The organism is Pedobacter sp. GQ55 (assembly GCF_059758925.1).
Genome location: NZ_JCAXEI010000018.1, coordinates 57,068 through 71,119 on the forward strand (window position 1 = coordinate 57,068; position 14,052 = coordinate 71,119).

A 14,052-nucleotide genomic window follows, 5' to 3' on the forward strand; every position below is an offset into this window, starting at 1 on the left:
CTCTTTCTCGGGATAATTTTGAATATGGTTGGATACATACCACCGGGGAATATTAATCTTACTGTAGTTCAGATAACGATAACAAGGGGACTTCGCCAGGCATTGTACTTTATTATGGCGTTTTCAACTGTCGAAATACTTTTCACTTTTGGGGTGATGCGTTTTGTGCAATGGCTATCCAGCGAAATTCAGTTGGATAACATTATTGACGTAATTATGGTTTTCATGTTTGGGATATTAGGTGTAATTACCTGGAAGTCTCGTAAGGAGATGCCTAAAGCCGATTACTCAAAAAAGGACAGTATAAAATATGGTTTGCTTTTGGGTGTTGTTAACCCAATGCAAATACCCTATTGGTTGTTTTTGGGTACGTACTTAATATCACATGAGTGGATAGATATCGGTTATCTTTCTTTATCTGTTTTTAGTATTGGGTCGGGTATTGGTGCAGGCTTGGCATTGTATGGCTTTGCCCGTTTTGCTCAATATATTCAAGAGAAATTTGCGTTGAGTAGCTATATCGTAAACAAAGGAATTGCACTGCTTTTCTTTGCATTGTCAGCGTATCATATATGTAAAATAGTATACATACACTTTATAAAATAAGTATACTACTTCTTCAAAAATTCGAGATTCCAAATCTTTTCTGCTCTGCGCCCAATGAACCAAAATGAGGCTGCCAGTACGCAAAAGAAAAGTGCTTTGTGCCAGGTATCCCAGAAGTATTCAAAGTATCTGGTGTACAGGTTTATAAATAGAAAGGTAATTCCAAATTCCCTTGCAACATCATCTCTGTATTTTAAGCCGATGTAAATACTTGCCAAACAAAATGCAGCTGATAATATGCCCCAGTAAAACAGACTTAGCTGTCTTACGGAATACCATTCTTCTAGTGAGCCGAAGTTGCCAAATACCGAAAGCAGCCAAAGAGAAACAAAGAGATATACCATGCCGCAGACATAATTTACCTGAAAAAAGATACCTATCTTTTTATTGTCCTTAATGATAAAAGAAAAGGCAGTTATGCATAAGCCAAAAAGCACAAAACGAAGTGGATAATTCATCCCCACAAAGTACCAGTTCCAGCGCGATAGGTAACCTGTTTCGGTACCAAACCAGGCACCTAATGATATCAATACAAAAGCCCATATCAATCTTGATTTAAATACAAAAGCCAATATGCCGTATATAAATACAGATGCTAAAATGAGCAGGGAGAAATGTGAATTGCCGTTGTCAATAGCCTTACCCAGGTAGGCAACGGCATTGGCTGTTAACATCACGGCGGTAAAAACCATGGCCTCATTGCTAAATACAAGGTGCGACTGGAGCTTTTTTCTTTTAAAACTGAAATAGTATAAGGCAGCTGCACCAGCTGCCGATAAGATACTGATCATCACATCCGAAGCCGTAAAAATCTGCTCCAGATAGTTTAAAATCTTATTGTCAATTAAAAGAGCACCTAGCGAAATAACCCCACAGGCCATTGCTATCCAAAAAGAATACTGGGCCAATCGGCGCCAGTCGAAACTTTTGGTTTCATAACTTCCGCGTAATCTGCTAACCTCATCTGGCGACAAGAGGTTTTCTTCTTGCCAATGATTTAGCATCTCGTCTAAAAAGTCACTCTTTTCCTGATCAATTTTCATTTTGATACAAGGTACATCCTGTTACCCTAAAATCAAAATCTGTAATTTACTTAAGTAGTTCAGGAACTTTCTTATTGTTCCCTACAATCCATACAATGTCACCATTTTCAAATGTGAGTGTCGAATCGGGATTTAGTATCCGCTCGCCATTTCTTTCAATCCCCACAACAAGCCCCTGAGTCATTTCTCGTATTCCCGAATTGCGAATAGTCTGCCCATAAACCGGTGAGCTGCTGTTGATCACTATTTTTTGAAGAGCCATATCTTCTTTAGGGAAGCTGGATTGCAAATTGTCGTCTATACTTCCTTCAAATAATTCCTTCACGGCGGCCAGCTGATCATCAGTTCCTATTACCAAAACTTTATCATTAGGGTACAATCGCTCGTCTCTGCCTGGTGTTGGGATCATAATTTTCCCACGTTCAATTAATGCAATATTAACCCCGTATTTCTCCCTTACAGATAAATCGATAAGGGTTTTCCCAACAAGTGTTGATTCAGGAGCCACCGTTAGCTCTACCAGGTGGGTGTCCCATGGCAATATTTCTGGCTGTGCATTTTGAGCTTCTCTGGCATTAAGGTTAAGCAGAAATCTGCTTTCAAGTTTGTTATAAAAACCTTGCAGCCTTCTAGAGAAAACAAACATACATAATACAATTAGAGCAATTGCAATAACAATCGAAATCCAGGTGCTATAGAACTGATAAATTAAAATACCAACAAAGAAAATAGCCAAAGAAATACGTAAAACTTCGAGTGCAACAAGTGGCCCCCGCGTATACTTTTTATTCAACCATAAATGTGAATAAGCCTTTCTTTCAATTCTTCTTATGGCTAAGGCCCATAAGAATGGGGTCATTATAAACAGCGTAACTATCAAGCTGATCACAATACCATTATTACCATTAATCAGGTTCTGAGTTATAAATGGTTGAAGGTATTTGGAACCCAAAAATACAATCGCAATGATAATAACCGAGTGTATAATAAGGTTAAAAGTGTACGATTTGAGTAGTGTTTTCCAGTCACTTAATGTAGTTATACCTGCAGTACTTGAACTGTATCTGTTGATGCCTTCCACCCATTTTTTAGGAAGTTTGCGTTCCAGAAATAAATAAAAAGGTTCAGAAAATTTAATCAGATAAGGAGTAGTAAAGGTTGTGATGGCCGATACTGCAACCGCAATAGGGTATAAGAAATCGCTGGTTACCTTAAGGGTTAAGCCTAAAGTTGCAATGATAAAGGAGAATTCACCAATTTGAGCTAAGCTTAAACCTGTTTGTACCGATGTTTTTAAAGGTTGACCAGAAACCAATGCGCCTAATCCCGAGCTTAAAAACTTGCCGAAAACAGTGGCCAAAGTAATTATAACAATAGGTACAGCATAATCAATCAGAATACTTGGATTGATTAACATACCTACCGATACAAAGAAAATTGCAGCAAACAGGTCTTTAACAGATTTTGTAAGGTGCTCTATTCTTTCGGCCTGCGTAGTCTCAGCTAATATTGACCCCATGATGAATGCACCCAAAGCAGGAGAGAAGCCTACTTTAACAGCAAGTAACACCATAAGTAAACACAAAGCGATTGAAACCACAAGCATGGTCTCGTCATTCATTAATTTCTTTGTAGCCTTTAAAAAAGTAGGAACAAGGAATATACCCCCTATAAACCATAGGACCAGGAAGAAACAAAGTTTCAGAATAGAAATCAACATCTCTGCGCCTGCAAACTGTTGACTAACGGCCAGCGTGGATAGCAATACCAACAATAAAATGGCCACAAGATCTTCAACAATCAGGACCCCAAAAACCAGCCCTGCAAACTTTTTATGCTTTACGCCCAGTTCTTCAAAGGCCCTAATGATAATTGTAGTAGAGGATACTGATAATATACCACCCAGGAATATGCTATCCATTGTAGACCAGCCCATAGCCAACCCTGCTACAAATCCAATCAGCAACATAAAAACCACCTCAACGATAGCCGTTATAGATGCGGAACCGCCCACTTTTACCAGCTTTTTAAAGCTAAACTCAAGTCCTAAACTAAATAATAAGAAGATAACCCCAATCTCTGCCCAGATATGAATACTTTCATTATCGGTAACGGTTGGTATGAATTTAATATGAGGGCCAACAAGTAATCCGGCCAAAATATAGCCAAGTACTAATGGTTGTTTAATTCTTTTAAAAAGGAGTGTAGTTATCCCTGCGGCAGCAAGGATTAAGCCTAAATCAGTAATTAATACTGGTAAATGTATCATAGAAACGCGTATTTTTTAATATATAATTTATTGTGCAACAGTGGTGGTATAAATTATAATTACCAAAAAACATGTTTGGGGTACAGAAAATTAAAAATATAGGAGTAACTCGAAAATGAAAAAGAATTGTAATAGTTTGCAATCAGCGGGCATAGGGCTATCTGATTGTCCTGCCGCTTAAAAGGAAGGAAAATTCCAAAAGTGGTTTTCTTTACAACTTGTTGTAGTGCGGGAAGATCCTCGAAAGATGTTTTCTGGAGTGATGATTTGCCTTTTTTACTAAAAACTAATGTTTTTTTTACATTAATACTCAATCCCCTATGTTTAGTTTTTTCCGCGTCAAGACCTTTCCCATTTACTAAGTGGAAAGAAAAAAGATGGATAAAAACGATTAGTATAAGAGTAAATAATGGCCTCATTGTCGTAAATATACGAAAAAAATGCCTTTATTTAGAATAAAAGAGGCTTTAAATGAGGTTATGACGATTTCCTGAAATAATCCAGGGTAGCTTCTTTATCTTTTTGTAACTGCTCTTTTAATGCTTCCAGGCCAGTAAATTTAACATCGTGTCTTAGAAATTCGAGAAAGGTCATTGTGATATCCTGACCATAAATTTCCTGGTTAAAATCAAATATATTTACCTCAATGTTTCTGGTCATTCCATTAATTGTGGGGCGCTGACCAATGTATGCCATTCCCTTAAATACCTGATTATTCAGCTCAACAGTCACGGCATAAATCCCATCAGAAGGAATTAATTTATACGTTTCCTCAACAAAAATATTTGCCGTAGGAAAACCAATAGTACGTCCAATTTTATCGCCTTTAATAACCCTTCCATATAAAGAGAAGTTGTAGCCAAGGTAATTGGCAGCAAGTGCAACATCGCCATCCAGCAGTGCTGTACGGATTTTTGTAGAGCTTACCGCAACATCATTAATGTCCTGTTCCGGTATTTGTTCAATCTTATAGTTGAAGTTTCTGGAAAAAGCTTCCAAATCCTGAAGACCACCTTTTCTATCTTTGCCAAAACGATGGTCATACCCCACAATCAGATGTTTGATGCCAATTGTATCAACTAAAATATTCTTGATGTATTCTGCAGGTATCAGGTTAGAAAAGTCGCGTGTAAAAGGGGTAATAATTAAGTGATCTACACCAAGACTATCTAATATTTTAGCCTTTTCATTAATTGTGTTGATCATTTTTAGATCCTGATTCTCAGGATCAATAATTAACCTGGGATGTGGGAAAAAGGTTAATATCACACTTTCACCGCCAGTTGATTTTGCAAGCTCACACAGTCTCTTAATAATTTTCTGATGACCATAATGTACACCATCAAAAGTTCCTATAGTCGCAACTGCGTTGTTTAGCTTCTTAAAATCCGAAAAGTGATTATATATTTTCAAGGTAGTTTTAATTAATGTAAAGCCTGGCGTTTTACTACGCCACCCTTTATGTCGGCAATTTGTTGCTGAATCACAAACGCATCCGGATCGATCTGTCTTATTGCGGTTTGTAGCTTACTCATTTCAAGTTTAGTAACCACCGTATAAAGTATGTCTATATCCTTTTTTTCTCCGTATCCTCCCTCGCCCTTATAAATGGTTACCCCCCGTTTCATTTGGTTGATAATGAATTTTTTAATGCGGTCGTTTTTTTCTGAGATCACCGTAACACCGGTATATTGCTCAATACCATTTACAATATAGTCAACCGTGTTAGATGCAGATAAATAAGTTAAGATGGCATATAGCGCCTTATCTATGCCCAAAAATATTGCGGCAAATGCGAAAATGATGATATTTAAAATCAGGATGATATTACCTACAGTAAGGGTACTCTTTTTACTGATGTATAGGGCCAATACCTCTGTACCGTCAATTACACAGCCGCCACGCATGGCCAATCCAATTCCGCCACCCAAAAACAGACCTCCAAAGAAGGCAATCAGCAGGGGGTCATGAGTAATCGGCTTAAAAGGAGCTATAATAAGTAGAATGGCCAGCAATGATATCGCAACAGATGTTTTGATGGCGAATACTTTACCAATTTGCCTATATCCCAAAATAACAAAGGGGATGTTGATGATGACAATCAGATACGAAAGGTTGAGTTTTGTAATGTTGCTAATTAGCAGCGATATACCGGTTACTCCGCCATCTATAAATCCGCTAGGCAGCAAGAAGCTTTTCAATCCAAAACAAGCCGAAACAATGCCGCATATTATTAAAAATATGTTTTTGGCGATGTTAAGTTTTTTGGATTTCATCTGGCCACGCATAACTATTCTTTTTTAAGTCTAAGATAGCTAACTAAATCTGCTACCTCAAAAGCATTTTCAAGTAAAAAGTTTCCGCTGCGTGTGCGGGTAAGTTTTGACAGGTATGCGCCATTGTTAAGCTGCTTGCCAAAATCAGAGATCAATGACCTGATGTAAGTTCCTTTACTGCAAACAATCCTGAAATCAATTTCGGGAAGTGCTATTCTGGTAATTTCAAATGCAGAAACTGTCACATTACGTAAACGCAATTCCGTTTCTTCGCCTCTTCTTGCTTTCACATAAAGGCGTTCTCCGTTTACTTTTACAGCAGAGTGTGCAGGTGGGTATTGTTGTATATCGCCAATAAAAGGAGCCGTGGCAGCATAAATAGCTTCTTCAGTTATTCCATCTAATGAGAATTCCTGATCAACAACAGTTTCCAGATCAAAGGATGGAGTAGTAGCACCTAAAACCATAGTGCCGGTATACTCTTTCTCTTCGGCCTGAAAGGTGTCAATTTGTTTAGTCAGTTTCCCTGTGCAAAGTATTAATAAACCCGTAGCCAGCGGATCTAAAGTTCCGGCATGGCCTACCTTTAATTTCAAAGGCTTTAATGAGTTGCGAATTTTTCCAACTACATCAAAACTTGTCCATTTGTATGGTTTATTGATGAGCAATAGCTCACCTTCGGCAAAATTAAAATCAGGAAATGTTTTGGTTACTATCGGTGCTTGTTTATCCTCACTCATTACAATACGTTCATTTCAACTCCCGAAAAATATAGTACAAGAAGCAGAACACCTATAATAATTCTATACCAGCCAAAAATCCGAAACCCATGTTTAGATAAAAATCCAATGAATGATTTTATTGCAATTATTGCGACAATGAATGCAATAACATTTCCGAAAAGCAGCAGTTTAACGTTTTCAGCATTCAATAATTCATATCCTTTCAAAAGCTTGTAGCCAGTAGCAGCACACATAGTAGGAACAGCAAGAAAAAAAGAAAACTCTGCCGCGGCATGCCTTGTTAATTTTTGTTGCATACCTCCAATTATTGTTGCCGCACTTCTGCTTAAACCCGGAAACGCAACAGCCAGAACCTGAAAACAGCCAATTTTAAAAGCAGTCAGGTTGCTGATCTCGCTTTCGTGATTGATGGTCTGATTTTTAAATAACTTGTCAATAAACAACAATACAATACCACCAAGTAGCAATACCACTGCAATAAAGATAGGGTTGCCTAAAGTGTTGTCTATAAAATCGTTTAATAAGAAACCAAAAAATAAGGCGGGGATAACGGCAATGATTAGCTTAATATAGAACTGCCATTTACTAAAATCAAAAAACTTTTTCCAGTAAAGTACCACTACTGCTAAGATTGCACCCAATTGTATGGCTACCTCAAAAAGCTTTACAAATTCATCTTTCCCAATTCCCATAAAGGAACTGGCAATAACCATGTGGCCGGTTGATGAAACCGGCAAAAACTCCGTTAGCCCTTCTATAATAGCTAGGATAAGGGCTTGTAAATAATTCATGTGCTAACCTATTTTTTTAATATGGCATAAACCCCAAAACCGAAACCGGCTAATACCACCATAGGGGCAAGCAATGTTTTTCTGAAGTCGTATATATCTGTTGTGCCTATCATTAAAATGAAGCCGAATACAACAATAGCTATGCTAATAAGCAATAACTGATAGTTCTTTTTTGTGAAAACTAATTCCGATTTTGAATCCTGATGTACAGGAGTAGATTTTTTTTCTATCATTATCTGTAAAGGTCGTAAATTTTTAAACGTAAATATTTGCTAACGGCAAATGAGGTGCTTATAGCAGTAATAAAAATACCTACCCCCACAAGGCCAAGTAAAACAATACCAAATTCAGTATAATTTCTAAGAATTACAATTTCCGGAATCTCTCTCTGTGCATAATACAATATGCCTAGTAAGATCAGGATGGCAATAAATGCTGCAATTAATCCGTGCAAAGCAGCTAATAAAATAAAAGGTCTGCGGATAAAGCCTCTTGTGGCCCCAACCAGTTGCATGCTTTTAATTAAAAAACGCTGAGAATAAATGGCAAGTCTTATTGTATTGTTGATCAGTGCAACAGATATAATTAACAAAATTGCAGCAAAGCCCAGAATAATTAATCCTATGGTATTGATATTTTTATTTACCATATCAATTAATGAACTCTGGTAGATCACCTCTTTAACCACAGGGTTTTTAGCGATGCTTGCCTTTAATGTGTCGATACTTTTGTTGTTTGCGTAATTTGCTTTCAAGTATACGTCAACTGTTGATAGCAAGGGGTTGTAACCAAGAAAATTAACGAAATCTTCGCCAAGATCGTTGGTTAAGTTCCTTGCTGCCATTTCCTTATTTACATATTGCGTGGTCTTAATAGCCGGATTGGCATTAAGATCCTTTTGAAACTGTAAAACATCTGTTTCTTTGGCACCTTCATCTACAATGATGTTTAGCACAATATTTTCCTTCACGTAATTGGAAAGGTTTTTTGCGTGTACCAATATCAAGCCCAACATACCCAGCATTAATAGAACCAATGCAATACTGAAGATTGTAGAAATATAAATGGTTTTTGTCTTCTTAGAAGCATCGCTCACTTCAAATTCTTCCATGTATTTGTCTTTATGTTTTGCGAAAATAAAAAATATAAGCAACTAATTTAAATTATATGCCTTTTATACTTCAAAACTTCAAAAACTTATAACGGAATTTGTGTTTAAATAGTGTTGAGTTTACGCTGGTTCTACACCGGTTCGACGACGAGTCCACCTTTCTTTCAGAAAAACATGGACTCACTATGGACGCAACGTAGGCCCATCCCAAAGAATTTTAAATGTATTATATTTGACTTGCATTATGATTGATAAGAAATTCATCTATAAATTAGGCAAGTGGTTGCTAATAATCATTTTACTTAGTTTCGTTGCAGGCACAATGTCTGCAATATTTTTAACATCATTAGATCTGGCCACAAATTTTAGAACCAAACATCCATATGTTCTTTACTTACTACCTCTTGGAGGGTTGGCTATTGGACTAATTTACCATTATTCGGGTAAGAGTGTTGAGCGGGGTAATAACCTGGTTTTTGACACCATTCATAACCCTAAGGATATTATTCCATTCAGGATGGCTCCTTTGGTACTCATGGGTACTGTTGCCACACATTTTTTTGGCGGTTCAGCAGGCAGGGAGGGCACAGCTTTGCAGATGTCCGCCGCAGCGGCGGATCAGTTTCATAAACTCTTTGATTTGAGCAGGCAAGAGCGGATAGTGCTTCTTATTGCAGGTTTAAGTGCTGGTTTTGCCTCCGTTTTTGGAACCCCAATTGCGGGGGCTATTTTTGGTATCGAGGTATTGTTACTAGGTAAAATTCCTTACAAGTCAATTTTACCTGCGTTTGCAACAGCTTTTTTGGCTGCTTATGTTACCGGTTTATGGGGCGTTGGTCATACCCACTATCATATCGATTCAATCCCTCAGCTTTCTTTAAGAGGGATTGTCTACAGTGCAATTGCAGGAGTATTTTTCAGCATTGCTGCCGTAATATTTGTAAGACTGACTCATCAATTATCTCTGATTTTTAAAAAGATCAATTACGCACCCATGCGGCCTTTTGCCGGGGGCTTATTGGTTATCGTTATTGTTTCGCTGTTAGGTACTTATAAATACCTTGGTTTAGGCATACCCACTATAGTTGAATCATTTTTGCAAAGTTCAAAACCTCAGGACTTTGCTTTAAAAATTCTCTTAACAGCAGTTACCCTCGGTGCAGGCTTTAAAGGTGGCGAGGTTACTCCGCTCTTTTTTATTGGCGCAACGCTAGGCAGTGGACTTTCATTTTGGCTTCCTTTGCCTGTCGGATTATTAGCCGGTATGGGGTTTGTAGCTGTTTTTGCCGGTGCTGCCAAGACACCGCTGGCTTGCTGCGCAATGGCGATGGAACTTTTTGGCGTTTCTTGTGGTGTTTATGTAGCGGTGGCCTGTCTAGTTGCTTACCTTATTTCTGGGACCCACAGTATCTACAATGCCTCCGAAAACAAAGCGCCGAAGCACTTTTTATTCGGTAAATTTTCGCTTACAGATGTACATCGCAAGGCAGAAATAAAAACTTCTTAGCCAAACTTTTCTGTAACCCCCTTAATTTCTTTATTTTCGCGGGATATAAAGGAATTAGCAGTAATGGATTACCAATTTAAAGAAATAGAACAGAAGTGGCAAAAGTTCTGGGCTCAAAATCAAACGTTTAAAGCAGAAAAAGATACAACAAAACCTAAGTTTTACGTTCTCGACATGTTTCCTTACCCCTCTGGGGCAGGCTTGCACGTGGGTCATCCACTCGGTTACATCGCTTCCGATATATTTGCTAGGTATAAAAGATTAAAAGGGTTTAATGTTTTGCATCCAATGGGATACGATTCTTTTGGATTGCCGGCAGAGCAATATGCTATACAAACTGGTCAGCACCCAGCTTTAACGACCGAAACCAACATCAATACCTACAGAGAGCAATTAGATAAAATTGGTTTCTCTTTTGATTGGAGCAGAGAAGTGCGTACCAGCGATCCGGGTTATTATAAATGGACACAATGGATCTTTATGCAATTGTTTAATTCCTGGTATAACCTGGAAACAGACAGAGCTGAAGATATCACTACGTTAATTGAGAAATTTAATGCTTCGGGCAGTGCTGAGGTAAAAGCAGTTTGCGATGAAGAGGTTAAGTCTTTCTTGCCTAGCGACTGGGCAACCATGACCAGCGAGGAGAAACAGGAAGAATTATTAAAATATCGCCTTACTTATTTAAGAGAAAGTACCGTGAACTGGTGCCCTGCGCTGGGAACTGTACTTGCTAATGATGAGGTGAAAGACGGGTATTCGGAGCGTGGCGGATATCCGGTAGAGCAAAAGAAGATGATGCAGTGGAGTATGCGTATTTCTGCATATGCGGAGCGGTTATTGCAAGGCTTAAATACAATTGACTGGCCTGAGCCGGTTAAAGAGATGCAGCGTAACTGGATTGGCAAAAGCGTTGGGGCAAGTGTTAAATTTGCTATAGAAAATGCTCCGGAAGGTATTGCCGACTACATTGAAGTTTTTACCACACGTGTGGATACTATATTTGGTGTGTCTTATTTGGTTTTAGCGCCAGAGCATGAACTTGTTACTGCATTAACTACACCAGCACAACTGGATGATATTAATGCTTACATCGCTAAAACTAAAAAGAAATCAGAGCTAGATCGTATGGCCGATACAAAAACTGTATCAGGTGCCTTTACAGGTAGCTATGTAATTAATCCGGTAAGCGGGGAGCGGATCCAACTTTGGATTGCAGATTATGTATTAGCAGGTTATGGAACCGGTGCAGTAATGGGCGTGCCTAGTGGCGATCAGCGTGACTGGCTTTTTGCTACTCATTTTAACTTGCCTATTGTACAGATCCTTGATGCACAAAAAGATATCGAGCATCAGGCAGATGCCACTAAAGAAGGTAAATACATCAATTCTGGTTTTATAAACGGAATGAATTATACCGAGGCTACCCAAACTTTAAATGCCTGGTTAGAAGAAAAAGAAGTAGGGAAAGCCAAGATAAATTACCGCATGCGTGATGCTATTTTCGGCAGACAACGCTATTGGGGCGAACCAATTCCTGTTTATTTCAAAAATGGCTTGCCGTATTTGATTAAAGAAGAGGAATTGCCGTTAATGCTTCCTGAAATTGATAAATACCTTCCAACTGAAACAGGCGAGCCGCCATTGGGCCGTGCAGAGGATTGGAGCTACGATGATCAGTATGAATATGAGTTGAGTACTATGCCGGGATGGGCAGGATCTAGCTGGTATTGGTACCGTTATATGGATGCTAAAAATGATTCAGACTTTGCGTCTAAAGAAGCAATTGCTTATTGGAAAGATGTCGATTTATATATTGGTGGTGCTGAGCACGCAACCGGACATTTATTATACAGCCGTTTCTGGAATAAGTTTTTAAAGGATTTGGGATATGTGCAGGAAGAAGAGCCTTTCAAAAAACTAATTAACCAGGGGATGATACAAGGTAGAAGTAACTTTGTATACCGGGTTGTAGATGAGGAAGGTCGTGGTACAAACACACTCGTTTCTGATGGTTTAAAAAAGGATTACAAAACCTCTGCCTTGCATGTTGATGTAAACATTGTAGAGAATGAAGTACTGAATATTGAGAAATTTAAAAAATTCAGACCAGAGTTTGCTGAAGCAGAGTTTATCTTTGAAAATGGAAAATACATCTGCGGAGTGGAGGTAGAGAAAATGTCTAAGTCCAAATTTAATGTAGTAAACCCCGATGTGCTGATCGAAAGTTACGGGGCAGATACGTTAAGGATGTACGAGATGTTCCTTGGGCCGCTTGAGCAAAGCAAACCATGGAATACTAATGGTATAGAAGGTGTGTTTAAGTTCTTACGCAAATTCTGGCGTTTATTCCATAATGAGGCATGGCAGTTTAATGTTAGTGATTCTGTGCCGACAAAGGCTGAACTAAAGGCTTTACACAAGATCATTAAAAAGGTTCAGGATGATATTGATCGTTTCTCGTTCAATACTTCTGTGTCGAGCTTTATGATTGCTGTTAATGAGCTTACAGACTTAAAATGCAAGAACCGCCAGATACTGGAAGATCTTGTTGTAGTACTTGCTTCTTATGCACCACACATTTGTGAGGAGCTGTGGGCTTTATTAGGCCATGATGAAGGAAGCTTGTCATATGCGAAGTATCCTGAGTTTAACCCTGCTTACATGGTAGAGGATGAGTTTAGTTATCCGATTTCGGTAAATGGTAAAACGCGTTTGAACATGAACTTGAGTCTTACTTTAGAACCTAAAGAGATTGAAGAAACTGTTTTAGCCGATGAGCACGTTCAGAAATACCTTGAAGGTAAGGCACCTAAAAAGGTAATTGTAGTAAAAGGACGGATTGTAAATATTGTGATTTAATTTGGAATAAATTTTTTGTATTCTCTAATGCTAGTCTCTCAGTATGACGAGTGTATAAAAAAATAGGGTGTACTGTGAAGTACACCCTATTTTTTTATCACCCCGTTTTCTTATGTCCTGTCTTTTAGCGGGTATGCCAATTCTCTTTTAGCCTCATTAACCACAAAACAGCTTTGCAAAGATCCCACATTTTTAAGCTTTGCTAGTTTCTCCACAATTAGTTTATTGTAGCCTGCCATATCACTTACCACAATTTTTAACAGGAAGTCGAAAGCTCCTGTTGTGTGGTAGCATTCTAGTACTTCTGGAAAACGGATTACTTCATTTTGAAATGCAATAAGCGCTTCGCCGCTATGGTCGTTTAACTGAACCTGAGTAAAGGATATCCAAAGTTCATCAAACTTGTTGCGGTCTATAAGCGTTACGCTTCCGGTAATGTATCCAAGATCTTTAAGGCGACTTACACGTTCAAACATAGTACTGCTCCCCTTATGTAATTTAAGGGCCAATTCTTTATTGGTAAGCCTTGCGTCCTTTTGCAGCAGGCGAAGAATATCCAGATCGGTCTGATCTAAGATGGTTGTATTCATAAAAAGGCTGCAGAAACCCACTCATCGCCTAAGCGTGGGTGGGGGGAAAGCAGCTACCCCCTGATTTTAAAATTAAAATATTACTATTATTTTTAGTTAATATAGCTATTATTTTTAGATATTTAATTAAATCTGTACATTAGTATTGTGAAATTGGTATTGAAAATAAAATTGCTTCCAACTGCTGAACAAGCAGCGTTGCTTCTGGAAACTTTTCGGGAGGCAAACCTTGCTTGCAATGCGATTTCTGAGGT

12 protein-coding genes are annotated in these 14,052 nt (G+C 38.4%); 3 read left to right on the top strand and 9 right to left on the bottom strand.

Going from position 1 to position 14,052, the window contains the following annotated elements:
• The first annotated feature begins 24 nt into the window (after positions 1-24).
• Entirely contained in the window at positions 25-606 is a 582-nt protein-coding gene (locus AC6CH7_RS25805) for a LysE family transporter (RefSeq protein WP_498265440.1), read from the top strand.
• A gap of 5 nt (positions 607-611) precedes the next feature.
• Here the strand turns inward: AC6CH7_RS25805 and AC6CH7_RS25810 are convergent, their stop codons facing one another.
• The 8 genes from AC6CH7_RS25810 to AC6CH7_RS25845 form a co-directional block, all read right to left on the bottom strand.
• Positions 612-1,649, bottom strand: a complete 1,038-nt coding sequence (locus AC6CH7_RS25810; RefSeq protein ID WP_498265441.1) for a DUF2157 domain-containing protein — start codon at positions 1,647-1,649, stop codon at positions 612-614.
• 46 nt (positions 1,650-1,695) lie between these two features.
• Positions 1,696-3,918, bottom strand: coding sequence for a monovalent cation:proton antiporter family protein (locus tag AC6CH7_RS25815; RefSeq protein WP_498265442.1), 2,223 nt, complete (start codon positions 3,916-3,918; stop codon positions 1,696-1,698).
• A gap of 477 nt (positions 3,919-4,395) precedes the next feature.
• Positions 4,396-5,331, bottom strand: coding sequence for a bifunctional riboflavin kinase/FAD synthetase (locus AC6CH7_RS25820; RefSeq protein ID WP_498265443.1), 936 nt, complete (start codon positions 5,329-5,331; stop codon positions 4,396-4,398).
• Between the two features lie 11 nt (positions 5,332-5,342).
• Positions 5,343-6,194 (bottom strand): YitT family protein, encoded by an 852-nt coding sequence (locus tag AC6CH7_RS25825; RefSeq protein WP_498265444.1) that lies wholly within the window; start codon positions 6,192-6,194, stop codon positions 5,343-5,345.
• Positions 6,195-6,208: 14 nt separating this feature from the next.
• A complete protein-coding gene (gene truB, locus AC6CH7_RS25830; protein WP_498265445.1) occupies positions 6,209-6,934 on the bottom strand; it encodes a tRNA pseudouridine(55) synthase TruB in 726 nt (241 codons plus the stop codon).
• The gene (locus AC6CH7_RS25835; protein WP_048906396.1) at positions 6,934-7,728 is read right to left on the bottom strand and encodes an undecaprenyl-diphosphate phosphatase; all 795 of its coding nucleotides are present in this window, start codon (positions 7,726-7,728) and stop codon (positions 6,934-6,936) included. Before AC6CH7_RS25835 ends, truB begins: the two co-directional genes overlap by 1 nt.
• Positions 7,729-7,736: 8 nt before the next feature.
• On the bottom strand, positions 7,737-7,961 hold the full coding sequence (locus AC6CH7_RS25840; protein ID WP_048906395.1) for a DUF3098 domain-containing protein: 225 nt from the start codon (positions 7,959-7,961) through the stop codon (positions 7,737-7,739).
• Positions 7,961-8,839, bottom strand: a complete 879-nt coding sequence (locus AC6CH7_RS25845) for a cell division protein FtsX (RefSeq protein WP_498265446.1) — start codon at positions 8,837-8,839, stop codon at positions 7,961-7,963. The genes AC6CH7_RS25840 and AC6CH7_RS25845 overlap by 1 nt, the downstream gene beginning before the upstream one ends.
• Before the next feature lie 244 nt (positions 8,840-9,083).
• Between AC6CH7_RS25845 and AC6CH7_RS25850 the strand changes: the two genes are divergently transcribed.
• Positions 9,084-10,346 (top strand): voltage-gated chloride channel family protein, encoded by a 1,263-nt coding sequence (locus tag AC6CH7_RS25850; protein ID WP_498265447.1) that lies wholly within the window; start codon positions 9,084-9,086, stop codon positions 10,344-10,346.
• Positions 10,347-10,409: 63 nt separating this feature from the next.
• A complete protein-coding gene (gene leuS, locus AC6CH7_RS25855; protein ID WP_498265448.1) occupies positions 10,410-13,208 on the top strand; it encodes a leucine--tRNA ligase in 2,799 nt (932 codons plus the stop codon).
• A gap of 110 nt (positions 13,209-13,318) precedes the next feature.
• On the opposite strand, the gene AC6CH7_RS25860 is transcribed toward leuS, so the two are convergent.
• A complete protein-coding gene (locus AC6CH7_RS25860) occupies positions 13,319-13,798 on the bottom strand; it encodes an Lrp/AsnC family transcriptional regulator (protein WP_048906391.1) in 480 nt (159 codons plus the stop codon).
• Positions 13,799-14,052 lie beyond the last annotated feature (254 nt).